Here is a 23,388-nt window from a genome sequence, read left to right on the forward strand (position 1 = left end):
GGGCCCCGTCGTGCATTACAGGTAGTAAGCCTTCAGCGGCGGGAAGCCGTTGAATTCCACTGCGCTGTAGCTGGTGGTGTAGGCGCCGGTCGACAGCCAGTACAGGCGGTCACCGATTGCCAGGTTCAGCGGCAGGCCGTACTTGTAGTGCTCGTACATGATGTCGGCGCTGTCGCAGGTCGGGCCGGCGATGACCACTTCTTCGGTTTCGCCTTTCTTCTCGGTCCAGATCGGGAACTTGATCGACTCGTCCATGGTTTCGATCAGGCCGGAGAACTTGCCCACGTCGGTGTAGATCCAGCGCTCGACGGCGGTGCGCGACTTGCGCGCCACCAGCACCACTTCGCTGACCAGGATCCCGGCGTTGGCAATCAGCGAACGGCCCGGCTCGAGGATGATTTCCGGCAGGTCGTCACCGAAGTCTTCCTTGAGGAAGCGGATGATTTCTTCGGCGTAGGTTTCCAGGCTGTTGGTACGGGTGATGTAGTTGGCCGGGAAACCGCCACCCATGTTGATCAGCTTCAGCTCGATGCCGTCTTCGTCCTTCAGGCGTTCGAAGATCACCTTGACCTTGGCGATGGCGGCGTCCCACACGCTGATATCGCGCTGCTGCGAGCCCACGTGGAAGGAGATGCCGTATGGCACCAGGCCCAGGTCGCGGGCGAGGATCAGCAGGTCCATGGCCATGTCGGTCTGGCAGCCGAACTTGCGCGACAGCGGCCAGTCGGCAGTGGTGGAGCCTTCGGTAAGGATGCGCACGTACACTTTCGAACCCGGTGCGGCCTTGGCGATGTTGCGCAGGTCGGCTTCCGAGTCGGTGGCATACAGGCGCACGCCCTTCTCGTAGAAGTAGCGGATGTCCTTGGACTTCTTGATGGTGTTGCCGTAGCTGATGCGGTCGGCGCTGACACCGCGGCCCATTACCTTGTCCAGCTCGTAGATCGAGGCGATGTCGAAGCTCGAACCTTTATCCTTGAGCAGGTCGATGATCTCGACGGCCGGGTTGGCCTTGACCGCGTAGTACACCTTGGCGAACTCGAAGCCGGCGCGCAGGTCGTCATAGGCCTGGCTGATCATCTGGGTATCGATGAGTACGAACGGGGTTTCCTGCTTGTCGGCGAACGCCTTCATCTTCTGGAAGGTGTCACGCGCGAAATAGTCTTCGACCTGGATCGACATGCTCAGGGACTCCATGGGCAAACTGAAAGATTAAGTGGCTGCAAACTGAACGTCCTCCGTATCCCCACTTTGGTTCGCCTACTCAGTACTTGAGCCGGATGGATCGTTTCCAGCATGGACGTTCGGCGCGCACTTTAGGGCGTGAAGAATGCAGAATCAACAGGCAATCCGGGCGTGATCGACGCGGATCGACGACCAGCCATTTGAATAACCGACTCGTGTGACCGGCTGATGTTCCCCAGCGTGTTTCAAGCGTAAAAAATAGTGGAATAGGCCGCGTTGGCCCCTTGGCGGCCATGCCCGCTGTCACAGGCATCGGGCGCTTCAGGCAGCAGCGGGTGTGCCTGCCTTGGGCCTCAGGTGTTCATATTTATGGCCACATGTCCCTGGCACGCCCGTGCCGGAAAAAGACGATAAATTTTTTGTTACCGACTGGCGGATTTGCCGGTTTTGATGAGAAACATTACTATTCGCACCCTCATCCGCCTCCCTGACGACCACCGACCGTGTCCGGACCCAAAGGCTTCCTCGACCACTACCATGAGCTGATCGGCACCTGGACGCGCAAGCTGCGCAGTCGTCAGCAGGCCGAGGACCTCGCCCACGATGCCTTCGTCCGGGTCCTGGAAAGCCCGGGCGAGCAGGTCGAGCAGCCACGCGCCTACCTGCACCAGACCGCACGCAACATTGCCGTGGATGGTTTCCGTCGCGAGGACCGGCGCCAGGCCCTGGAGCTGCAGGCCTGCGACGAAAGCCCGGCCGGCTGTGGCGACCCCGAGGCCTACGTGCACGCCCTGGAACTGGCCGACAGCGTCGAGCGGGCGCTGGCTGAGCTGCCGCTCAACTGCCGCCAGGTGTTCATCTGGCAGAAGCTCGAAGGCCGCACCCAGGCGGAGATCGCCGCGCGCATGGGGCTGAGCAAGAACATGGTCGAAAAGTATATGATCCGCACGCTCCGGCATCTGCGTGAGCACCTGGATGTGTCGGCATGATGAGTCAGGAGACCTTTTCGATGGAACAGCACGGTAGCGAAACCGTCCGCGAGCAGGCGGCCGCATGGTTCGCCCGCGTGCAGGATGCGCCTCGGGATGCCGGGCTGCAGGTGCAGTTGCGGGCCTGGCTGGAGGCTGACAGGCAACACCGTGACGAGTACGAGCAACTCGCCCGCCTGTGGCAGGCCGCCGATTTCATCCCCCGCCAGCGCCTGGAAGCGCTGGCCCGGCCAGCCCCGGTACCCCGGTTGCCACGGCGGCGCCTGGTGCGCATGGCGTTGGCCGCCACGCTGGGCGCCGTGGCGGTGGGGCTGGGCTGGGGCGGCTGGCAGTACCAGCAGCTCAATCACCAAGGCAGCCTGCAAACCGCCTTCAACGAACGCCGCCAGGTCGAATTGCCGGATGGTTCCTACCTTGAACTCAACGGCAGCAGCCATGTGCAGGTCGCGTTCAACGCCGGCCAGCGTCATGTCCGGCTGATGGCGGGCGAGGTGATGTTCACCGTCGCCCACGACAGCGGCAGGCCGTTCGTGGTCGACACTGCCCAAGGCCGCGTGACGGTCACCGGTACCCGTTTCGACGTCCGTCAGGACTCGGCCAGCACCCGCGTGGCGGTGGAGCAGGGTTCGGTGCGCGTGCAGGGCAAGGGCACTTCGCTGGCACAGCTTACCGCTGGCCAGGGCTCGCACATCGACGCCCAGGGCCAGGTGGCTGCGCCCTATGCGGTGAATGCCGCCGCGCTGACGGCCTGGCGCCAGGGCAAGCTGGTGTTCGACAACGCCACCCTGGCCGAGGTGGTGGCGGAAGTCTCCCGCTACCGCAGCCAGCCGCTGCGGGTCGCCCCCGGCAGGGTTGCCCAGCTGCGCCTGTCCAGCACGTTCCGCACCGACGACAGCGACGCCTTGCTGCGTGCCTTGCCGAGCATCCTGCCGGTGGCCATCAAGGCCCATGCCGATGGCTCCAGCGAAATAATCGCGAAATAGATTCAGGTTTTTTTCCGCTCGTTCGTCTTCCCCGCCAGCTGCAACTGCCAAGCATTTCCATTTGCATGCAGTTGGCGTTTATTCGGTATTCCAGGAAGTTTCGACGACGTGAACAACAACAAGCCCTTCCCACGCTTGCGCGCCCTGGCCCTGACCCTGGCGGTCAGTGCCGTGGCCGCCGGCAGCCAGGCCGCAGAAACTGGCAACACCATCCAGATCCAGGCACAACCGTTGGCTTCGGCACTGAACCAGCTGGGTCAGCAGAGCAACCTGCAGCTGTTCTTCAGCCCCGAGCTGGTGACCGGCAAGCAGGCCCCGGCGGTGTCCGGCCAGCTGACGCCCGAGCAGGCGCTGCAACAGTTGTTGCAAGGCAGTGGCCTGACCTATGAAATGTCCCAGGGCACCGTGGTGCTCAAGGCGGCCCAGGCCGATGGCACTGCCACGCCTGGCAGCCTGGAGCTGGCGCCCACCGACATCAAGGTGGTGGGTGACTGGCTGGGCGATGCCCAGCAGAGCGTGGTGCAGAACCACCCCGGTGCGCGGACCGTGGTGCGCCGCGAAGCGATGGTGGAGAAGGGTGCGATGAACGTGCGCGATGTGCTGCGCGGCATCCCGGGGGTACAGGTGCAGGACTCCAATGGCACCGGCGGCAGCGACCTGTCGCTGAACGTTGGCGTGCGTGGCCTGACTTCGCGGCTGTCGCCGCGCTCCACGGTACTGATCGATGGCATCCCGGCCGCTTTCGCGCCGTACGGCCAGCCGCAGCTGTCGATGGCCCCGATTTCCTCGGGCAACCTCGACAGTATCGACGTGGTGCGTGGTGCCGGTTCGGTGCGTTATGGCCCGCAGAACGTCGGCGGGGTGATCAACTTCGTGACCCGGGCGATCCCGGAAAAGCCTTCGGCAGAGCTGGCCACCACCCTGGAAACCTCCCAGCATGGCGGCTGGAAGCACACCGAGTCGGCATTCGTCGGCGGTACGGCGGACAACGGCATGGGCTTGGCGCTGCTGTACACCGGGGTAAATGGCAACGGCTACCGGGAAAGCAACAATGGCAATGACATCGATGACGTCATCCTCAAGACGCACTGGGCGCCCACCGAGGTCGACGAGTTCTGGCTCAATTTCCACTACTACGACGGCCGTGCCGACATGCCGGGCGGCCTGACCCAGGCCCAGTACGACAGCAACCCGTACCAGTCGCTGCGCGACTACGACTACTTCGCTGGCCGGCGCAAGGATGTCTCGTTCAAGTGGCAACGCCAGCTCGACGAGGCCACTCAGTTCGAAGTGCTGACCTACTACACCGACAGCTTCCGCGGCAGCGCCATTGCCTCGCGGGACATGAAGACCCTGTCGACCTACCCGCGCAACTACCACACCTTCGCCATCGAGCCGCGGCTGTCACGCATATTCTTCGCCGGGCCGACCACCCAGGAAGTCAGCGTGGGTTACCGTTACCTGAAGGAAGCGATGCGCGAACAGTCGACGCGCCTGGGCCTGGTCGACAACGTGCCGACCCCCGTGCCGGGCTCCGACGGCCATGTGTTCCAGGACCGCAGCGGCGGCACCGAGGCCAGCGCCTACTACATCGACGACAAGATCGACGTGGGTAACTGGACCATCACCCCCGGCCTGCGCTTCGAGCACATCAATACCGACTGGCGCGACCGCCCGGTGCTCGGTGCCAACGGCAAGCCGGTGGCGGAGAAGAACCGCAGCATTACTAGCAACGAACCGCTGCCGGCGCTGAGCGTGATGTACCACCTCTCCGATGCGTGGAAGCTGTTCGCCAACTACGAGACCTCGTTCGGCAGCCTGCAGTACTTCCAGCTGGGCCAGGGTGGTACCGGCAACAGCACGGCCAATGGCCTGGAGCCGGAAAAGGCCAAGACCTATGAAATCGGTACGCGCTATGACAATGGTGGTTTTGCCGGTGAGCTGACGGCGTTCTACATCGACTTCGACGATGAGCTGCAGTACATCAGCAACGACGTGGGCTGGACCAACCTGGGCGCGACCAAGCACCAGGGTATCGAGGCCTCGGTGCGCTATGACCTGGCCGGGCTGGACCCGCGCCTGGACGGGCTGTCGGTGAGCGGTGGCTACACCTATACCCGCGCGACTTATGAAGGGGACATTCCCGGCTTCAAAGGCCGTGACCTGCCGTTCTATTCACGCCAGGTGGCCACCGCCGGGGTGCGCTATGCCGTCAACCGCTGGACCTGGAACCTGGATGCCTATGCGCAATCCAGGCAGCGCGCGCCGGGAACCGGGATCAATGCCGATGGCAGCTTCAATGGTGACTACATCACCGAGCCGAGTGCCGATGGGCAGTATGGCGACATTCCCGGCTATGTGACCTGGCATGCCCGTGGCGGCTACGAGTTCGGGCCACAGCTGTCCAACCTGAAGCTGGCGGCGGGGGTAAAGAACCTGTTCGACAAGCAGTACTTCACCCGCTCCAGCGACAACAATGCCGGCCTCTATGTGGGTGAGCCGCGGACCTTCTACGTGCAGGCCAGTGTAGGGTTCTGATCGGCATTGCCGGGGCCGCTTTGCGGCCCACCGCGACACAAGGCCGCGCCGACAGGAGATCGCATTCCGCTGTAGGCGCGGCCTTGTGTCGCGATGGGGCGCAAAGCGCCCCCAGCCTTCAGGAAGTCACCACCTCAGCCGGCGAGACAATGCTGGTCTTGGCCCCGCGCGAGCGCCCCGAACTCAGGTAAGCCGCAATCGACTCCTGGGTCACCTCACCCAGGAACACCTGCCCGGCATCCAGCACCGGCAACCATGCCCGGTTGTACTCGTACATCCGCGACAACAGGATACGCAGGTGCTCGTCATGTGACGCCGTGGCATTGAAGGGCCGCAGGAAGTCGCCACAGCTGCCTTGCTGGCGATGCATGTCGCGCCGGCGCACATAGCCCAGCGCCTTGTTCTGCCCGTCGGTCACCACCACATAACGGCGGTCGTGCTCGTCGAGCAGTTCCAGCGCCTCGCCCACCGGGGTTTCCGGGCTCACCGATGGCGCGTTGTCCGCCGCATCCTCGGCCCGCACCAGCAGCAGGCGCTTGAGGGTGCTGTCCTGGCCGACGAAATTGCTCACGAACTCATCCGCAGGATGGGCCAGCAAAGTGTCCGGGTGGTCCAGCTGCAACAGCTTGCCGGCACGGAAGATGGCGATCTTGTCGCCCAGCTTGATCGCTTCGTCGATATCGTGGCTGACCATGATCACGGTCTTGTTCAAGGCCCGCTGCATCTCGAAGAATTCGTTCTGGATCAGCTCGCGGTTGATCGGGTCGACCGCACCGAATGGCTCGTCCATCAACAGCACCGGCGCTTCGGCAGCCAAGGCACGGATCACGCCGATACGCTGCTGCTGGCCGCCGGACAGCTCGCGCGGATAGCGCTGCAGGTACTGCTTGGGCTCCAGGTTGATCATGTGCATCAGCTCGCGGGCGCGTTCGTGGCACTTTTGCCGGTCCCAGCCGAGCAGGCGCGGGACCACGGTGATGTTTTCCTCGATGGTCATGTTCGGGAACAGGCCGATCTGCTGGATCACGTAGCCGATGTGCCGACGCAGGGTCACTTCGTCCAGCCCGGTGGTGTCTTCGCCATTGATGAACACCTGGCCAGAGGTGGGCGTGATCAGGCGGTTGATCATTTTCAGCGTGGTACTTTTGCCGCAGCCCGAGGGGCCGAGGAACACGCAGATCTCGCCTTCGTTGACGGTGAGGCTTACCGAGTCGACGGCTTTGACGTCCTTGCCGTTGACGTTGAAGGTTTTGCTGAGGTTCTTCAATTCGATCATGGGCGCAGTCCTTCTGGAGTCAGGGCACGTTGCAGGGTTTGCAGGAGCAGGTCGGCGACGATCGCCAGCAGGCTGACCAATACCGCACCGACCAGCAGCATCGACATGTCGCTGCGGCTGATGGAGGTGAGGATGAGCACGCCCAGGCCGCCAGCGCCGATGGTGGCGGCAATGGTCATGACGCCGATGTTCATCACCACGGCGGTGCGCACGCCGGCGAGGATCACCGGCACCGCGATGGGCAGCTCGACCATGCGCAGGCGCTGGCCGAAGGTCATGCCGATACCGCGCGCGGCCTCGCGAATGCCGGGTTCGACGTTGGTCAGGGCGAGGTAGGTGTTGCGCAGGATGGGCAGCAGCGAATAGAGGAACACGGCGGTGATTGCCGGCAGCGGCCCCAGGCCCTGGCCGAACTTCGAGTAGAACGGCAGCAGCAGACCGAACAGGGCGATCGAGGGGATGGTCAGCAGCACCGTGGCGCTGGCTTGCAACGGCCCGGCGACGGCGGGGAAGCGGGTCATCAGGATGCCCAGTGGTACGCCGACGAGGATGGCCAGGCCCACGGCGACGCCCACCAGCATGATGTGCTGCCAGGTGAGTTGCAGCACCTGGGCCCAGTCCAGGTGGCTGAAGGTATCGATCAGGCTCATGGCTGGCCCTCGCTGTTCAGTGGGTGCTCACGCAGGAAGGCCGCCGCCACGGAGGAGGGGTTCTGGTGTTCGACATCGACCTTGGCGTTGAGCTGACGCATGGTTTCATCGTCCAGTTGCTCGGCCAGTGGCTTGAGCAGGCCGGCCAGTTGCGGGTTGGCGTCGAGCACGGCCTTGCGCACCACCGGGGCGGCGGTGTAGTCGGGGAAGTAGTGCTTGTCGTCTTCCAGCAGCTTGAGCTTGAACGCGTTCAGGCGGCCGTCGGTGGTGTACACCAGGCCGGCGAACACCTGGTTGTTGTGCATGGCGGTGTAGACCAGGCCAGCGTCCATCTGGCGAATGTTGGCGCGATCCACTTGCAGGTCGTACATCGCCTTCAGGCCGACCAGGCCATCCGGGCGGTTGGCGAACTCGGTGTCCAGTGCCACCAGGTGCTGGCTGCTACGTTCGCTGCGCAGCACCTGGTTGAGGTCGCTGATCGAGTTGATCTGCGGGTAGGCCTCGGCGACCTGGCTGGGCAGGCCAAGCGCGTAGGTGTTGCTGAACTTCGATGGGGTCAGCCAGATCAGCCCCTTCTGCGCATCCAGTTGCTTGACCTTGGCATAGGTCGCGGCAGCACTGGGCATGCGTTGCTCGACGTGGTTGTACGACACCAATGACACGCCGGTGTATTCCCACATCAGGTCGAGCTGGCCGGTTTCCTGGGCCTGGCGCGCGATATTGCTGCCCAGGCCGCCGGTGACACGCACGTCAAAGCCATTGGCGCGCAGGTATTGCGCAGTGATTTCGGCGAGTACGGTCTGTTCGGTGAACACCCGCGCGCCGATGCGGATCAGTGGTTTTTCTGCCGCTTGGGCAAATCCTGCGAACAGCAGGGCCGCGCCCAGCAGCAAGGCGATTTTCTTGTTCATTGGTTCCCTCTCGTTATCCGGCCAGGCCGCGTTCCAGCCAGCGCTTGCTGGCGAAGCTCACCGCAGCGTCCAGCACCAGTGCCAGCAGCGCGGTGCAGGCGGCACCCAGCAGCAGCTGCGGCTGGTTGTTCAGGGCGATGCCGGGGAAGATCAGGCTGCCCAGGCTGTTGGCGCCGATCAGGAAGGCCAGCGGTGCGGTGCCCACGTTCAACGCCAGGGCCACGCGCACACCGCCGACGATGATCGGTACCGCATTGGGCAGTTCCACCTGCCAGAGTTGCTGGCGCGGGGTCATGCCGATGCCGGTGGCGGCTTCCTTGAGTGCGGCGGGGACGTTTTTCAGGCCCTCGTAGGTGTTGCGCACGATGGGCAGGAGCGAGGCGAGGAACAGGGCGAAGATCGCAGGCCCGGCGCCGATGCCCAGGATACTCAGGGCGATGGCCAGAACGGCCAGGGGAGGGATGGTGTTGCTAACGTTGAACAACTGCATGAAGCGTTCGGCTTTGTCGACCCGTTGCGGTCGACTCAAGGCAATGCCGGCGGGGATGCCCACGGCCAGCGCCGCCGCCATCGAAGCCAGCACCAGTACCAGGTGCGCTTGCAGGTAGAACCCGAGATCGTCGCGATAACGGGCGATCGTGTCGATGCCGATCCAGTGGACCAGCAGGGCCAGGATGACGAGCACGGCGGCCCATCCCAACAGCCCTTTTCCGTAGCGTTCAGCCACAGGCGGACTCCTTGTGTAGTCGGCGAGCACACTCCCGTGGCGGCCGGCATTCCTGACGGCAGGCAGTGTGGTCGCGAGTAGCAGCGTGGCGCATGCGCAAGGCAGCGATCACGCCATGAGCCGAACCCCGTCGGGTCCGAAATGCTGATGAAACCAGTCCCCGAACGAAACGGGTTGGCGGGGGAGTGGACGTCTCCGAAGTGGTAAAGGTTCCCATCTGAGGCGGCATTTGGCCAGCGCGGGTTTCCGGGTGTTGCTGCATTTCCCTCTGTCCAGCTTCGCTGCAGGCCTCGAATACTGGGCTTCAAGGGAAACCGATGAGGTCGTTTTCCCGGTTGTTCAAACTTTGGCGGAGTACTGAAAATGTTCAATCACAACTACGATCGCTCATTCATCGCCTATGTTGCCTGCACCACCCCAGGCTTCGAAGGGTATCTGGATTTTGCCAAGCTGGCAGACAAGGGCGGAGAAGCTGGCCGCGTTGCGGACGACTGGATGATCGTTTCGTCGTTCAAGCATCGCGAACCACATCGCATCTGGTTCAGGTGCTTGTTCGACGAGACGATAGGGCGGCCGTACTACGACATTCAAAGCTGGAGCCGTCGCAGCGGCCGCGACTTCCAGTCTTCCAACCGCCACCTGGCCTGCAGCCACAACGGTTACGCCGGGCTGTACGCCCAGCGTCCCGATGATGAGTCGCTTTGGAAGGTGATGACCCTGCAAGACGGAAAGTACTCGAGCATGACGTCGATCGCTGAGGTGGGGCAGCATATCGACATGCGGATTCGCACCCGCTCGAACCTCACCTTGCAGGCTGTCGATCGGCAGGAGGTATGTGATCACTGGTTTGCCTATGTGGCCACTGGCGGCGGCCAGGCTCTGGACCTGCGTCTGGAAATACTCGATGTCGGCGAGGAGTTGATGGACGACCAGTGATCGGCTGTGAGCATCCTGTCCCGCGGGGGCGGGATGCCTACCCTGGCGCCTATTTGGGTCTGCCGGTGTATTGGAGTATAATCTTGGCCCTTTTTTGATCTCCAGTCAGGCGATTTCCCATGACCAACCAGGCCGCCGAAGTCGCGAAGCGCCGCACTTTCGCAATCATTTCCCACCCCGACGCCGGTAAGACCACCATCACCGAGAAGCTGCTGCTGATGGGCAAGGCCATTGCCGTCGCCGGTACCGTGAAGTCGCGCAAGTCCGACCGCCACGCCACTTCCGACTGGATGGAGATGGAGAAGCAGCGCGGCATCTCCATCACCACCTCGGTGATGCAGTTCCCCTACCGCGAGCACATGATCAACCTGCTCGACACCCCCGGCCACGAAGACTTCTCGGAAGACACCTACCGCACCCTGACCGCGGTGGACTCGGCGTTGATGGTGCTCGACGGCGGTAAGGGTGTAGAGCCGCGTACCATCGCCCTGATGGACGTGTGCCGCCTGCGCGACACGCCGATCGTCAGCTTCATCAACAAGCTCGACCGTGACATCCGTGACCCGATCGAACTGCTCGACGAGATCGAAGCGGTACTGAAGATCAAGGCCGCGCCGATCACCTGGCCAATCGGGTGCTACCGCGACTTCAAGGGCGTGTACCACCTGACTGGCGACTACATCGTGGTCTACACCCCGGGCCACGGCCACGAGCGTACCGAGGCCAAGATCATCCAGAAGCTGGACTCGGACGAAGCCCGCGCCCACCTCGGCGACCAGTACGACGCGTTCGTCGAGCAGCTGGAGCTGGTGCAGGGTGCCTGCCACGAGTTCAACCAGGACGAGTTCATCAACGGCCAGCTGACCCCGGTGTTCTTCGGTACCGCGCTGGGCAACTTCGGTGTCGACCATGTGCTCGACGCGGTGGTCGACTGGGCGCCGCGCCCGCTGAGCCGGGTCGCCCACGAGCGCACCGTGGAGCCTGTGGAAGAGAAGTTCAGCGGCTTCGTGTTCAAGATCCAGGCGAACATGGACCCGAAACACCGCGACCGCATCGCCTTTATGCGCATCTGCTCCGGCAAGTACGAGAAGGGCATGAAGATGCGCCACGTGCGTATCAACAAGGACCTGCGCATCGGCGATGCGCTGACCTTCTTCTCCTCCGAGCGTGAGCAGCTGGAAGAGGCCTACGCCGGCGACATCATCGGCCTGCACAACCACGGCACCATCCAGATCGGCGACACCTTCACCGAAGGCGAGGCGCTGGGCTTCACCGGCATCCCGCACTTCGCCCCGGAACTGTTCCGCCGTGTGCGCCTGAAGGACCCGCTGAAATCCAAGCAGCTGCGCCAGGGCCTGCAGCAGCTGGCCGAAGAGGGGGCGACCCAGGTGTTCTTCCCCGAGCGCAGCAACGACATCATTCTCGGTGCGGTCGGTGTGCTGCAGTTCGACGTGGTCGCCAGCCGCCTGAAGGAAGAGTACAAGGTCGAGTGCGCCTACGAGCCGATCACCGTGTGGTCGGCTCGCTGGATCACCTGCGACGACAAGAAGAAGCTCGAGGAATTCCAGAACAAGGCCATGGAAAACCTGGCCATCGACGGTGGCGGGCACCTGACCTACCTGGCGCCGACCCGGGTCAACCTGTCGCTGATGGAAGAGCGCTGGCCGGACATCAAGTTCCGCGCTACCCGCGAGCATCACTGATTTCGAGAGCTTGCTCCTGATTTTCAGGGCCTGCTCCTGACCCTTGTGGGAGCGGGTTTACCCGCGAATGCGTCGGTAAACTCAACATCGCATTCGCGGGTGAACCCGCTCCCACAGGGACCGTGTTAAGGCCGAAATCAATTCCCGGCCTTGATACTGGTCCAGATCCGCGTGCGAATGCGGTCGATCCTCGCCGGCATCGCCTCCAGCGCATACAGCTTGCCCATCACGTAGTCGCTCGGGTAGATCATCGTGTTGCTCTTCAGCGCCGGGTTCACCAGGGCGTCCGCCTCGCGGTTGCCGTTGGCGTACTGCACGTGATTGCTGATGTTGGCCATCACCTCTGGCTGCAGCAGATAGTTCATGTAGGCATACGCAGCCTTCTCGTCCGGTGCATCGGCCGGCATGGCGACCATGTCGAACCACATCGGCGCACCTTCCCTGGGGATCGAGTAGCCCACTTTCACCCCGTTGTTCGCTTCTTCGGCACGGTTCTTCGCCTGCAGTACATCCCCCGAGAAGCCCACCACCACGCAGATGTCGCCGTTGGCCAGGTCACCAGTGTACTTCGAGGAGTGGAAGTAGCTGATGTACGGGCGCACCTGCATCAGCAGCGCCTTGGCCTTGTCGTAATCCGCCGGGTCCTGGCTGTGGTGCGGCAGGCCGAGGTAGTGCAGGGCGATCGGCAGTAGTTCGGGGCCGTTGTCCAGCACCGCGACGCCGCAGCTTTTCAGCTTGCTGATGTACTCGGGCTTGAAGATCAGGTCCCAGGAATCCACCGGCGCGTTGTCGCCAAGCACGGCCTTGACCTTGTCGATGTTGTAGCCGATGCCGGTACTGCCCCACAGGTAGGGGAAGCCGTACTGGTTGCCCGGGTCGTTGACTTGCAGTGCCTTCAGCAGCACCGGGTTGAGGTTGTGCCAGCCGGGCAGTTGCGCCTTGTCCAGGCGCTTGAGGGCCTTGCCCTGGATCTGCCGGGCCATGAAGTGGTTGGAAGGGAACACCACGTCGTAGCCGGAGTTGCCGGTCATCAGCTTGCCATCGAGGGTTTCGTTGCTGTCGTACACGTCATAGGTGGGTACGATGCCGCTGGCCTGCTGGAAGTTCTTCAGCGTGTCGGGGGCGACATAGCTGGACCAGTTGTAGATCTTCACCGTTTCGGCGGCGCTGGCCACGCTGGCGGCCAGCATCAGGGGGGCGAGAAGGTGCGTGCGCATGTCGGGTTTACCTTGCTTTGTCTGTTGTTATCGAAGGCAGGCGATCAGCGGATCAGAAGATAAGGACGTAGGTCTTGCGCACCGTCTCCTGGATGTCCCAGGTGCCGGTGCTGTTGGCCGGTAGCATCAGTGCGTCTCCGGCTTCTATATGCAGCGGCTCGCCGTCGTCGGGGGTGAAGGTGCAGCGGCCCTTGATGAAATGGCAGAACTCCTGCTGCACGATCTGCCGACGCCAGCGCCCGGGGGAGCACTCCCAGATGCCGGTCTCGACGCCGTCGCTGCGGGCCACACAGGTGACCGAAGTGACTGCCACGGGGTCGCCGAGGGGGACTGCGACCGGGCTGGAGCTGTCGAGCACGGCGAGGTCGGTGTTCTTGAACTGGGTGATGCTCATGACCGGTTGATCCTGTGTCGGGTGATGGGAAATCAGTGCATGAAGCCTTCCATGAAGTCCGCCAGCACGCCGGCCAGACGCCGCCGCCAGGGCGCGCTGGCGGGGTTGGCGAGGGTGCGGTCCTCGTGGACGAAGCTCTGGATGATCGCGTTGTAGCCCAGCCAGCGGCAGGGCTCGGCGGGCCAACTGGCCAGGCTCGACAGCGGGCGGTTGTCGAGCACCCAGGGTTGCCCGGTCAGTTCGTTGTGCTGGTTGAGGATCAGCGCCGCCAGGGTGCGCCCGCCGAGGTTGCTGGCGCCGACGCCTTCGCCACCGTAGCCACCGGCCAGGGCGATGCCACGCTGGCGGTCGCAGAGCATGTGCGGACGAAAACGCCGGGCCATGCCCAGGTTGCCGCCCCAGGTGTGGGTGATGCGCACATGCTTCAGCTGCGGGAACAGCTCGCTGAACAGGTAGCGGCGCAGTTCGACTTCGTGTTCGCCAAGGGTGAAATTTTCCCGCAGGCGGCCGCCGAAGCGGTAGCCGCCACGCGCACCGAACACCAGGCGGTTGTCGGCCGTGCGTTGGCCGTAGGTGACCTGGCGGCTGCTCTCGCTGAAGGCCTGGCCCTGGCTCAGGCCGATCTGTGCCCAGGTGGCCTCTGGTAGCGGTTCGGTTGCCACCAGCAGGCTTTGCACCGGTAGCTGGTGTTTGCCCAGTGGCGGCAGGGTGACGGCATAGCCTTCCACGGCAGGTACGGTCCATTGGCAGCGGATACGTGCCAGCGGGGTACGCACCTCACCGGGCTGCCAGTCGATGGCCGGGGTGTTCTCGTAAAGCGGTACGCCCAGCGCTTCCACCGCCCGAGCCAGGCCACGCGCCAGCTTGGCCGGCTGGATGGTGGCGGTGTGCGGGCTGTAGATGGCGCCATAGGCGTTGCTGACCCGCAGCTGGGTGTCCAGTTGCTCGGGGCGCAGCCAGCGGTAGTCGTCTTCGGTCATGCCCTGGCGGTACAGGTCGTCCAGGTAAGCGCGCAGGCTGCGTTCCTGTTCCGGGTAACGCGCGGCGCAATACAGCACGCCGCCCTTGCGGTAGTCGCAATCGATGCCTTCGCGTTGCAATACGCGGTGCACTTCATCAGGGATGCCGTGCAGCAGGTCGATGCTGGCCCGGCGCTGCTGCGGCGACAGGCTGGCCAGCAGGCGGTCTTCACCGAGCAGGTTGCCCATCAACCAGCCGCCATTGCGCCCCGAGGCGCCGAAGCCGGCGATGTTGGCCTCGATCACCGCGATGTTCAGCTGTGGTGCCAGGCGCTTGAGGTAGTAGGCAGTCCACAGCCCGGTGTAGCCGGCGCCGAGGATGCACACATCGACTTCGAGGTCCTGGCGCAGGGCCGGGCGCGCGCACAGTGGCTCGTCGAGCTGGTCCATCCACAGGCTGAGCGTGCGCAGGGGTTGCATCGGGTTTTGCTCCACATCCGTCGAGGTCTGTGGGCGATGCTAGTCGTGTCGGTCGGCGCCTGTCTTACGTGCGTGCACGCAGGGAATTTTGCTTCAGATAGGCCTTGGGAGTCAGGCCGGTGTGTTCACGGAAGCACTTGTAGAACGCCGAGAGCGAGTTGAAGCCGGCGTTGAACGCCAGGTCATCGATCGTCGCCTCGACGCTGTCGTGGTCGAGGCTGGCCATCAGGTGTTGCAGGCGGGCCTGGTTGACGTAGCGGTAGAAGCTTTGCCCGAGCACCTGGTTGAGCAGGTAGGAAATCTGGTTGCGGCTATAGCCGCTGGCGTCGGCCACTTGCTGCAAGTCCAGTTCCGGGTCGAGGTAGGGGCGCTGGCGCTGGAAGTAGTGCTCCAGGTCCTGGGCCATGGTCGACAGCTGCCGCGGTGACAGGCCCAGGCGGCTGGTGGCCGGGCGCGGGCCGCTGCTGGCCAGGCCGTTGCCGTTCTGGCGCACCAGGGTGGCGTACTCGTTGACCTGCCAGATCAGGCCGTCCTTGACGGTAATCGCCTCGCTGGACTGGAACGCCACCAGGCCGTCTCCGCCCTGCACCGTGACCTGGTACTGGATGAACGCCGTGTTGCCGTCGACGCGGATGCGGTCGCTGTGGACGATGTCTTCGCCGGCTTCATGGGGCAGGCAGGCGCGCACGTAGTCGCGCAGTTCCTGGTAGCGGAGCACGCGGTTCTGGAAGAAATCGTGGTACTGGATGTCGGGGTGGTAAAGCGCGATGACGCCGTCGAGGTCGCGGTGCTTCCAGCACAGGTGGTAGCGCAGCACGGTGTCGGCTGTGAGCGGGGTCTGCTCGGGGCCGTCGTGGAGGGAGGTGGCGGTCATGAGGCCGATAGTGCATTGCAGAACACCCAGGTGCAAGGGTGGGGATCCGGCATATTGCATGGTTCTGGCAAGCGGCTTGTGGAGTAAGCCATTGATTCGGTTAAGGGTGATTTTTTGACCAGGATGGCATGGCGAGTGCACCGGTCTGTTCAACATCTAACAAGGAGAAAGGCCATGCGCTCGATACTGCTCTGGATGATTGGGGTGCCGATTCCGGTAATTATCCTGATCTGGTTCTTCATGAATTGAGAATTCAGGGGGCCGCTTTGCGGCCCTTTCGCGACACAAGGCCGCTCCTACAGGATGAGGTGCGCCCCATTTGTTAGACAAAAAATCCAACCTAGGGGCGCAGTTCAGGAGTTCGCGGTCCCTTGTAGGAGCGGCCTTGTGTCGCGAAAGGGCTGCAAAGCAGCCCCGGCTATCTAAAGGCTAAAGAAACTGCTCGGCATAGTGACAAGCCACCTGCCGCGTACCCACCTGCCTGAACGCCGGCACTTCCTTGGCACAGCGCTCGGTCGCATACGGGCAGCGCTTGTGGAACGCGCACCCGTCCGGTGGATTGAGCGGGTTGGGCAGCTCCCCGGCAATGCGGATCTTCGGCTTCAGCGGATCAGGATGGATCGCCGGTGTCGCCGACAGCAGCGCCTGGGTATACGGATGCAGCGGCTTCTCGTAGATGTCCTCCTTGGGCCCCATTTCCGCCGGTCGGCCCAGGTACATCACCAGCACCTGATCGGCCACATGCCGCACCACCGCCAGGTTGTGCGAGATGAACACATAGGCGGTGTTGAACTCCTTCTGCAGGTCCATGAACAGGTTCAGCACCTGGGCCTGGATCGACACGTCCAGCGCGGAGGTCGGTTCGTCGGCGACCAGCACCTTGGGTTGCAGCATCATCGCCCGGGCCAGGGCGATACGCTGGCGCTGGCCACCCGAGAACATATGCGGGTAGCGCTGGTAATGCTCGGGGCGCAGGCCAACCTGTTCCATCATCTTCTGCACCTTTTCGCGCCGCTCGGCCTTGCTCAGCGAGGTGTTGATCAGCAGCGGCTCGGCCAGCTGGTCGCCGATCTTCTGCCGCGGGTTGAGCGAGGCGTAGGGGCTCTGGAACACCATCTGCACGTCGCGGCGCAGTTGCTTGCGTTCGGTTTTGCTGGCGCCTTTCACTTCGGTGCCAGCAATTTGCAGCGAGCCGGACGACGGCTCTTCGATCAGGGTCAGGGCGCGGGCCAGGGTCGACTTGCCACAGCCGGACTCGCCGACCACGGCCAGGGTCTTGCCCGCCTCCAGCTCGAACGACACGCCATTCAATGCACGCACCAGGGCATGGCCCTTGAACAGCCCGCGGGAGACTTCGTAATGCCGGGTAAGCTCCCGGGCGGAGAGAACGACGGCCATTACGCCACCTCCTGGTTCAGCGGGTAGAAGCAACGTGCCAGGCTGTTGGCCTGGGGATCGAGGGGGGGACGCTGGTGCCGGCAGTTGTCCTGCACGTAGGGGCAGCGCGGCGACAGCAGGCATCCCGCCGGGCGGTCGTAGCGACCGGGGACGATGCCGGGCAGGGTAGCCAGGCGTTCGGCACCGATGCTGTGCTCGGGGATCGCCGCCAGCAGCGCTTCGCTGTAGGGGTGGGCGGGCACGTCGAACAGCTCTGGCACCTGGCCGACTTCCACAGCCTGGCCGGCGTACATCACGCACACCCGCCTGGCGGTTTCGGCTACCACGGCGAGGTCATGGGTAATCAGGATGAGCGCCATGTTGCGCTCCTTCTGCAGGTTGACCAGCAGTTCCATGATCTGTGCCTGGATGGTCACGTCCAGCGCCGTAGTCGGTTCGTCGGCGATCAGCAGCTTGGGTTCGCCAGCGATGGCCATGGCGATCGCCACACGCTGGCTCATGCCGCCGGACAATTGATGCGGGTAGGCGTCCAGGCGGCTTTCCGCCGCCGGGATCTCGACTTTCTTCAACAGCTCCAGGGCCCGCTGGCGCGCGGCCTTGCCCTTCAGGCCCAGGTGCTGGCGCAGCACTTCCTCGATCTGGTAGCCCACGGTGTAGCTGGGGTTGAGCGCGGTCATCGGGTCCTGGAAGACCATGGCGATGTCCTTGCCCACCACCTTGCGCCGCTGGCGCCCGCTGAGCTTGAGCATGTCGGTGCCATCGAAGGTCAGTGCGTCGGCGGTGATGCGCCCAGGGGCGTCGACCAGGCCCATCAGGGCCATCATGGTGACCGACTTGCCCGAGCCGGATTCACCGACGATGGCCAGGATTTCGCCGGCCTCCACCGTCAGGTCCAGGCCATCGACCACCGGTACGGCATTGGCGTCGCCGAAGCGCACGTTCAGGTTGTTGATCTGCAACAGTGACATGGCGTTCTCCTCAGGCGGCGTTCTTGAGTTTCGGGTCCAGCGCATCGCGCAGGCCGTCGCCCATCAGGTTGATTGCCAGCACACTGAGCAGAATGGTCAGGCCGGGCAGGCTCACCACCCACCAGGCGCGCTCGATGTAGTCACGGGCCGATGCCAGCATGGTGCCCCACTCGGGGGTCGGTGGTTGTACACCGAGGCCGAGGAAGCCCAGGGCGGCGGCGTCGAGAATGGCCGAAGAGAAACTCAGGGTGGCCTGCACGATCAGCGGTGCCATGCAGTTGGGCAGCACGGTGACGAACATCAGCCGGGGCAGGCCGGCACCGGCCAGGCGCGCGGCGGTGACATAGTCGCGGTTCAGCTCGCCCATCACGGCGGCGCGGGTCAGGCGCACATAGGAGGGCAATGAAACGATGGCGATGGCGATCACCGTGTTGATCAGGCCAGGGCCGAGGATGGCAACGATGGCCACTGCCAGCAGCAGCGAGGGCAGGGCCAGCATCACGTCCATCAGGCGCATGATCGACGGCCCGAGCAGTTGCGGGAAGAACCCTGCCAGCAGGCCCAGCAGGATGCCCGGGATCAGCGACATCACCACCGACGACAGGCCGATCAGCAGCGACAGCCGCGCGCCCTGGATCAGCCGCGAAAGCAGGTCGCGGCCCAGTTCGTCGGTGCCGAGGATGAACTGCCAGTTGCCGCCTTCGAGCCATACCGGCGGGGTCAGCAGGAAGTCGCGGTACTGCTCGCTCGGGTCGTGCGGGGCGACCCACGGCGCGAACAGCGCGCAGAACACCACCAGGCACATGAAGGCCAGGCCCATCACCGCGCCTTTGTTGCGCGCGAAGGCTTGCCAGAATTCTTTGTACGGCGAAGGGTAGAGCAGGCTCTGGTCCACCGGGCTGGCCGGTGTGACGGATTTCGGAATCGGGCTAGTCATGGCGAAGGCCTCAGCGCTGATGACGGATGCGTGGGTTGGCCAGGCCGTAGAGGATGTCCACGACGAAGTTGACCAGGATCACCAGGCAGGCGATCAACAGGATGCCGTTCTGGACCACGGGGTAGTCACGGGCACCGATGGCTTCGATCAGCCATTTGCCGATGCCCGGCCAGGAAAAGATGGTTTCGGTCAGCACCGCACCGGCCAGCAGCGTGCCGACCTGCAGGCCGAACACGGTCAGCACCGGGATCAAGGCATTGCGCAGGCCGTGCACGAACACCACGCGGGCTGGCGACAGGCCTTTGGCGCGGGCGGTACGGATGTAGTCCTCGCGCAGCACTTCGAGCATCGACGAGCGGGTCATGCGGGCGATCACCGCCAACGGGATGGTGCCGAGCACGATGGCGGGCAGGATCAGGTGCATCAGCGCGTCCTTGAACGCGCCTTCCTCGTCGCTGAGCAGGGTGTCGATGAGCATGAAGCCGGTTTTCGGCTCAATGTCGTAGAGCAGGTCGATGCGCCCGGATACCGGGGTCCAGCCCAGGCTTACCGAGAAGAACATGATCAGGATCAGGCCCCACCAGAAGATCGGCATGGAGTAGCCCGCCAGGGAAATCCCCATCACCCCATGGTCGAACAGCGAACCGCGCTTGAGCGCGGCGATCACCCCGGCCAGCAGGCCGACGATGCCGGCGAACAGCAGGGCGGCGAAGGCCAGTTCGAGGGTAGCCGGGAACAAGGTGAGAAACTCGTGCCAGACACTCTCGCGGGTGCGCAACGATTCACCCAGGTCGCCCTGGGCCAGCTTGCCAACGTAGTCCAGGTACTGGACCGGCAGCGGCTTGTTCAGCCCCAGACGCTCCATGGCCTGGGCATGCATTTCGGGGTCGACCCTGCGCTCGCCCATCATCACTTCCACCGGGTCGCCGGGGATCAGGCGTATGAGCGCGAAGGTCAGCAAGGTGATGCCGAAGAACGTCGGTATCAACAGGCCAAGGCGCCGGGCAATAAAACTCAACATTGTCGGGGTTACCTCATCAGGCCGTGGGGCGATCAGCCCGTTACGGCGGGGCCGCCGGGCCCCGTGTGGGCGGCCGGCGGTCGTTGTTGTTCTACTTCACCTTGGTAGTGGCGAAGTTGTTGTTGGTCAGAGGGTTGATCACGTAGCCCTCCACGTTGTCCCGCATGGCGGTGAACATCTTCGGATGGGCCATGCTGATCCAGGGTTGTTCGTCATCGTACACTTTCAATGCCTCGTTATAGAGCCTTGCACGCTCGTCGTTGTCGATCACTTCGCGGGCGCGGCTGATCAGCTCCTGGAACTTAGGGTTGCACCAGCGCGCATAGTTCTCGCCGCTCTTGACGGCATCACAACTGAGCATCGGCGTGAGGAAGTTGTCCGGGTCGCCGTTGTCGCCGGCCCAGCCGGCGGACACCAGGTCGGCTTCGCCCTTCTTGGCCCGGCGCAGCATCTCGGCCCACTCCATGACGCGGATATCCAGCTTGAGGCCGATCTGTTTGAGGTCGCCCTGCAGCATCTCGGCGGACAGCCGCGGGTTGGGGTTGGTCGGGCCACCACCGTTGCGGGTGAACAGGGTGAACGTAGTGCCCGGCGGTACGCCAGCTTCGTTGAGCAGTTGGCGTGCCTTGGCCAGGTCGCGGGGCGGGTTCCTGTTCTCGTTGTTGTAGCCGATCATGGTCGGCGGATAAGGGTTCACGCCCACCAGCGCATTGCCCTTGCCGAACAGCTGGTCGACGTGGGTCTGGCGGTCGAAGGCCATGTTGATGGCTTTGCGTACCCGCACGTCGCTCAGGTATTTGTGTTCGGTGTTCATCGAGATGTAACCGGTGACCAGGGCCTCGATTTCCTCGACCTTGAGTTTCGGGTCCTGCTTGATCGACGGCACATCATCGGGCTTGGGATAGAGCGCCACCTGGCACTCGTTGGCGCGCAGTTTCTGCAGGCGCACGTTGCTGTCGGTGGCGATGGCGAACACCAGCGCATCGGCCGGCGGCTTGCCACGGAAATAGTCCGGGTTGGGCTTGAAGCGAACCTGGGCGTCCTTGTTGTAACGCTGGAAGATGAACGGGCCGGTGCCGATCGGCTTGCTGTTCAGCTCGGCGGTCTTGCCAGCCTTGAGCAACTGGTCGCCGTACTCGGCGGAGTAGATCGAGGTAAAGCCCATGGCCATGTCGCGCAGGAACGGCGCTTCCGGTCGGGTGAGGGTAATCACCACGGTGTGCTCGTCAGCCTTGCTGACCGACTTGAGCAGGTCCTTGAACCCCATGCTCTCGAAGTACGGGTAGCCAACGCTGGTCTTGTCATGCCAGGGATGGTTCGGGTCGAGCTGGCGATTGAGGCTCCACAGCACGTCATCGGCGTTGAAGTCGCGGGTCGGCTTGAAGTAGTCGGTGGTGTGGAACTTCACCCCCTGGCGCAGGTGGAAGGTGTAGGTCAGGCCGTCGTCGGAAATGTCCCAGCGCTCGGCCAGGGCCGGCTGGATTTCGGTAGTACCGGGCTTGAAGTCGACCAGGCGGTTGAACACTGTCTCGGCCGAGGCATCGGCGGTGACCGCAGTGGTGTACTGGACGATGTCGAACCCTTCCGGGCTGGCTTCGGTGCACACCACCAGCGGTTTGGCCGCCAATTGCGTGGCGCCGCCCAGAAGCAGCGCGGCCAGGGCCAGGCGCAGTGGTCGCGATTTGGTGAACGTTCTCTGCATGGGGTGAAACTCCCTGCTTGCATTGGTTCCAGCGTAGCCGCCCCGGCCCGCAGCGAAGCAGGCCGGGGCGCCGACGGTCAGAGGATGTTGAACGGAATGGTGGTGACCACCCGGAACTCGTCCAGGCTGCCATCGCCCTGGGCCTTGCTGGCGCGGTGCGCGGTGTAGGTGGCGCGGATGCTGGTGTCCTTCAGCGGCCCGCTCTGCACCGCGTAGCTGGTGCCGATGCCCCACTCGTAGTGGGTTTCGCCATCCAGGCCGTTGACGTCATAGGCGGTACCACGGTAATGGGTGCCGTCGATACCCCAGCCGCGGGCGTTGTACAGGTTGAATTTCAGCCCCGGCACGCCATACGGCGCCATGTTCAGCACGTAGGAAAGCTGCAGCGATTTCTCGTTGGGGCCGTTGAAGTCCGACAGCAGCGAGTTGGCCAGGTAGATGCCATTGGTTTCGTGCAGGTAGTCGAAGTACTCGTTGCCGTTGACCTGCTGCCACGAGGCGCTGACGGTGTGGGCCTGGTGGGTCAGGCCGAATGACAGGCTGTAGGTGTCGTTGTCGATTTCGCCCATCTTCTGGCTGCCGGCGTCGACGGTCTTGTAGTAGTTCAGGCCGGTGCTCAGGCTCAGCACTGCGCTGTCGCCGAGCACGTGGTTGGCGCCGAAATAGTACTGGTTCCAGAAGTCGTCGACCTTGGTGGCGTACAGGCTGGTGGTCAGGCTCTTGAACGGCTGGTAGTTGATGCCGGCGGTGCTGGCGCGGTCGGTTTCAACGCCAGTGGCGCTGTACTCGCTGCGGAACTTGCTGAGGCTCTGCTCGGTGCGTGGCGAGACGCGGTCGAAGGTGCCCAGGTCGAAGCTCAGGTTGTCGAATTCGGCGCTGTGCAGGAATGCCCCCTGGAAGCTCGAGGGCAGGGCGCGGTTGCCGATGTAGGCGATCATCGGTGTGTCCACCGATTGGCGGCCGACGGTCAGGGTGGTGTTGGACACGCGTGCCTTGACGTTGGCCAGGCCCATCTTGCTCCACTGGCCGACCGGGTCGCCATCACTGTGGGTCAGGGTGCGGTTGTTGGGGCCGGCGACCGCCTCGCGGCTTTGCTGCAGGGCGATGGCATTGTAGCCAGCGGCTTCGACGGCGAAGCCGACGGTGCCCTGGGTGAAGCCGGAACTGTAGTTGAGGATGGTGCCCTGCACCCAGTTCTCGCGGCTGTGGGTGTCGTGACGGGTGCCGTCGCTCTTGTAGTACTTCCACAGCGGTGCGCGGGCGGCACGTTCGTGGGCATACCAGTTGCGGGTGCTGCCCGACAGGCTCTGGCCGTCGATGAAGCCGCTGGCCTGCTCCTGCTCGCTGCTGCCTTTGAGGGTGACGGGGACATAGTCCTGGCTTTGCGGGTCGGCCAGGGTCACGGTGGATAAGGCACTGATGGATAACGCCAGTGCGGTCAAGGTGAATAGTCTCAAGGTTAAAGCTCCCTTTCTGTTCTTCTAGTTATTCCCTGGCCTTGTGGGCCGGGGCTCTTGCTGCGGTATTGCCAGGGTTGCCCGGG

The 23,388-nt window shown here is 63.7% G+C and carries 20 protein-coding genes; 5 read left to right on the forward strand and 15 right to left on the reverse strand.

The features are described from left to right. Positions 1-15: 15 nt before the first annotated feature. Positions 16-1,179 carry a type III PLP-dependent enzyme gene (locus HG549_RS04660; RefSeq protein ID WP_170028364.1) on the reverse strand — a complete coding sequence of 388 codons (1,164 nt, stop codon included), beginning with the start codon at positions 1,177-1,179 and terminating at the stop codon, positions 16-18. Positions 1,180-1,685: 506 nt separating this feature from the next. Between HG549_RS04660 and HG549_RS04665 the strand changes: the two genes are divergently transcribed. From HG549_RS04665 to HG549_RS04675, 3 genes are all read left to right on the forward strand, one after another. After that, entirely contained in the window at positions 1,686-2,171 is a 486-nt protein-coding gene (locus tag HG549_RS04665) for a sigma-70 family RNA polymerase sigma factor (protein WP_170028365.1), read from the forward strand. A 20-nt stretch (positions 2,172-2,191) separates the two neighbouring features. Next, the gene (locus HG549_RS04670) at positions 2,192-3,154 is read left to right on the forward strand and encodes a FecR family protein (protein WP_170028366.1); all 963 of its coding nucleotides are present in this window, start codon (positions 2,192-2,194) and stop codon (positions 3,152-3,154) included. A 108-nt stretch (positions 3,155-3,262) separates the two neighbouring features. Further along, positions 3,263-5,692, forward strand: a complete 2,430-nt coding sequence (locus HG549_RS04675; RefSeq protein ID WP_170028367.1) for a TonB-dependent siderophore receptor — start codon at positions 3,263-3,265, stop codon at positions 5,690-5,692. 118 nt (positions 5,693-5,810) lie between these two features. Here HG549_RS04675 and HG549_RS04680 read toward each other — a convergent pair whose 3' ends face one another. From HG549_RS04680 to HG549_RS04695, 4 genes are read right to left on the reverse strand one after another with little or no spacing between them, the layout of a single operon-like run. Next, positions 5,811-6,968, reverse strand: a complete 1,158-nt coding sequence (locus HG549_RS04680) for a betaine/proline/choline family ABC transporter ATP-binding protein (protein WP_170028368.1) — start codon at positions 6,966-6,968, stop codon at positions 5,811-5,813. Further along, positions 6,965-7,618: an ABC transporter permease gene (locus HG549_RS04685; protein ID WP_170028369.1), complete on the reverse strand. Its 654-nt coding sequence runs from the start codon at positions 7,616-7,618 to the stop codon at positions 6,965-6,967. The genes HG549_RS04680 and HG549_RS04685 overlap by 4 nt, the downstream gene beginning before the upstream one ends. Then, a complete protein-coding gene (locus tag HG549_RS04690) occupies positions 7,615-8,529 on the reverse strand; it encodes a glycine betaine ABC transporter substrate-binding protein (protein ID WP_170028370.1) in 915 nt (304 codons plus the stop codon). The genes HG549_RS04685 and HG549_RS04690 overlap by 4 nt, the downstream gene beginning before the upstream one ends. 13 nt (positions 8,530-8,542) lie before the next feature. Then, positions 8,543-9,256, reverse strand: coding sequence for an ABC transporter permease (locus HG549_RS04695; RefSeq protein WP_170028371.1), 714 nt, complete (start codon positions 9,254-9,256; stop codon positions 8,543-8,545). Positions 9,257-9,619: 363 nt separating this feature from the next. On the opposite strand from HG549_RS04695, the gene HG549_RS04700 reads away from it, so the two are divergent. After that, positions 9,620-10,192, forward strand: coding sequence for a hypothetical protein (locus HG549_RS04700; RefSeq protein ID WP_170028372.1), 573 nt, complete (start codon positions 9,620-9,622; stop codon positions 10,190-10,192). 119 nt (positions 10,193-10,311) lie between these two features. Next, a complete protein-coding gene (locus HG549_RS04705; protein WP_170028373.1) occupies positions 10,312-11,895 on the forward strand; it encodes a peptide chain release factor 3 in 1,584 nt (527 codons plus the stop codon). A 137-nt stretch (positions 11,896-12,032) separates the two neighbouring features. Here HG549_RS04705 and HG549_RS04710 read toward each other — a convergent pair whose 3' ends face one another. The 10 genes from HG549_RS04710 to HG549_RS04755 all read right to left on the reverse strand — a co-directional run bounded on the left by HG549_RS04710 (position 12,033) and on the right by HG549_RS04755 (position 23,302). Then, entirely contained in the window at positions 12,033-13,112 is a 1,080-nt protein-coding gene (locus HG549_RS04710) for a polyamine ABC transporter substrate-binding protein (RefSeq protein ID WP_170028374.1), read from the reverse strand. 52 nt (positions 13,113-13,164) lie between these two features. Then, positions 13,165-13,506, reverse strand: a complete 342-nt coding sequence (locus HG549_RS04715; RefSeq protein ID WP_170028375.1) for a cupin domain-containing protein — start codon at positions 13,504-13,506, stop codon at positions 13,165-13,167. Positions 13,507-13,538: 32 nt separating this feature from the next. Further along, complete coding sequence (locus HG549_RS04720; RefSeq protein ID WP_170028376.1) at positions 13,539-14,945, reverse strand: FAD-binding oxidoreductase; 1,407 nt, start codon at positions 14,943-14,945, stop codon at positions 13,539-13,541. A 64-nt stretch (positions 14,946-15,009) separates the two neighbouring features. Further along, positions 15,010-15,819, reverse strand: coding sequence for a nuclear transport factor 2 family protein (locus tag HG549_RS04725; protein ID WP_170028377.1), 810 nt, complete (start codon positions 15,817-15,819; stop codon positions 15,010-15,012). 429 nt (positions 15,820-16,248) lie between these two features. Beyond that, on the reverse strand, positions 16,249-17,217 hold the full coding sequence (locus HG549_RS04730; RefSeq protein ID WP_170028378.1) for a peptide ABC transporter ATP-binding protein: 969 nt from the start codon (positions 17,215-17,217) through the stop codon (positions 16,249-16,251). Further along, on the reverse strand, positions 17,217-18,185 hold the full coding sequence (locus HG549_RS04735; RefSeq protein ID WP_170028379.1) for an ABC transporter ATP-binding protein: 969 nt from the start codon (positions 18,183-18,185) through the stop codon (positions 17,217-17,219). The genes HG549_RS04730 and HG549_RS04735 overlap by 1 nt, the downstream gene beginning before the upstream one ends. A 10-nt stretch (positions 18,186-18,195) precedes the next feature. Then, positions 18,196-19,122: an ABC transporter permease subunit gene (locus HG549_RS04740; protein WP_170028380.1), complete on the reverse strand. Its 927-nt coding sequence runs from the start codon at positions 19,120-19,122 to the stop codon at positions 18,196-18,198. 10 nt (positions 19,123-19,132) lie between these two features. Further along, positions 19,133-20,143, reverse strand: a complete 1,011-nt coding sequence (locus HG549_RS04745; protein WP_170028381.1) for an ABC transporter permease subunit — start codon at positions 20,141-20,143, stop codon at positions 19,133-19,135. Positions 20,144-20,234: 91 nt separating this feature from the next. Further along, the gene (locus HG549_RS04750; protein ID WP_170028382.1) at positions 20,235-21,845 is read right to left on the reverse strand and encodes an ABC transporter substrate-binding protein; all 1,611 of its coding nucleotides are present in this window, start codon (positions 21,843-21,845) and stop codon (positions 20,235-20,237) included. Between the two features lie 77 nt (positions 21,846-21,922). Further along, positions 21,923-23,302 carry an OprD family porin gene (locus HG549_RS04755; RefSeq protein WP_170028383.1) on the reverse strand — a complete coding sequence of 460 codons (1,380 nt, stop codon included), beginning with the start codon at positions 23,300-23,302 and terminating at the stop codon, positions 21,923-21,925. Between the last annotated feature and the right edge of the window lie 86 nt (positions 23,303-23,388).

Origin of the sequence: Pseudomonas sp. SK (assembly GCF_012975065.1) — a bacterium.
GTDB lineage: Bacteria > Pseudomonadota > Gammaproteobacteria > Pseudomonadales > Pseudomonadaceae > Aquipseudomonas > Aquipseudomonas anuradhapurensis.

Coding starts and splice junctions, on each gene's coding strand:
- HG549_RS04710 (WP_170028374.1), bottom strand. CDS start 13,112: ATGCGCACGCACCTTCTCGCCCCCCTGATGCTGGCCGCCAGCGTGGCC.
- HG549_RS04680 (WP_170028368.1), bottom strand. CDS start 6,968: ATGATCGAATTGAAGAACCTCAGCAAAACCTTCAACGTCAACGGCAAG.
- HG549_RS04685 (WP_170028369.1), bottom strand. CDS start 7,618: ATGAGCCTGATCGATACCTTCAGCCACCTGGACTGGGCCCAGGTGCTG.
- HG549_RS04715 (WP_170028375.1), bottom strand. CDS start 13,506: ATGAGCATCACCCAGTTCAAGAACACCGACCTCGCCGTGCTCGACAGC.
- HG549_RS04705 (WP_170028373.1), top strand. CDS start 10,312: ATGACCAACCAGGCCGCCGAAGTCGCGAAGCGCCGCACTTTCGCAATC.
- HG549_RS04670 (WP_170028366.1), top strand. CDS start 2,192: ATGGAACAGCACGGTAGCGAAACCGTCCGCGAGCAGGCGGCCGCATGG.
- HG549_RS04725 (WP_170028377.1), bottom strand. CDS start 15,819: ATGACCGCCACCTCCCTCCACGACGGCCCCGAGCAGACCCCGCTCACA.
- HG549_RS04745 (WP_170028381.1), bottom strand. CDS start 20,143: ATGTTGAGTTTTATTGCCCGGCGCCTTGGCCTGTTGATACCGACGTTC.
- HG549_RS04690 (WP_170028370.1), bottom strand. CDS start 8,529: ATGAACAAGAAAATCGCCTTGCTGCTGGGCGCGGCCCTGCTGTTCGCA.
- HG549_RS04750 (WP_170028382.1), bottom strand. CDS start 21,845: ATGCAGAGAACGTTCACCAAATCGCGACCACTGCGCCTGGCCCTGGCC.
- HG549_RS04730 (WP_170028378.1), bottom strand. CDS start 17,217: ATGGCCGTCGTTCTCTCCGCCCGGGAGCTTACCCGGCATTACGAAGTC.
- HG549_RS04660 (WP_170028364.1), bottom strand. CDS start 1,179: ATGTCGATCCAGGTCGAAGACTATTTCGCGCGTGACACCTTCCAGAAG.
- HG549_RS04735 (WP_170028379.1), bottom strand. CDS start 18,185: ATGTCACTGTTGCAGATCAACAACCTGAACGTGCGCTTCGGCGACGCC.
- HG549_RS04700 (WP_170028372.1), top strand. CDS start 9,620: ATGTTCAATCACAACTACGATCGCTCATTCATCGCCTATGTTGCCTGC.
- HG549_RS04740 (WP_170028380.1), bottom strand. CDS start 19,122: ATGACTAGCCCGATTCCGAAATCCGTCACACCGGCCAGCCCGGTGGAC.
- HG549_RS04720 (WP_170028376.1), bottom strand. CDS start 14,945: ATGCAACCCCTGCGCACGCTCAGCCTGTGGATGGACCAGCTCGACGAG.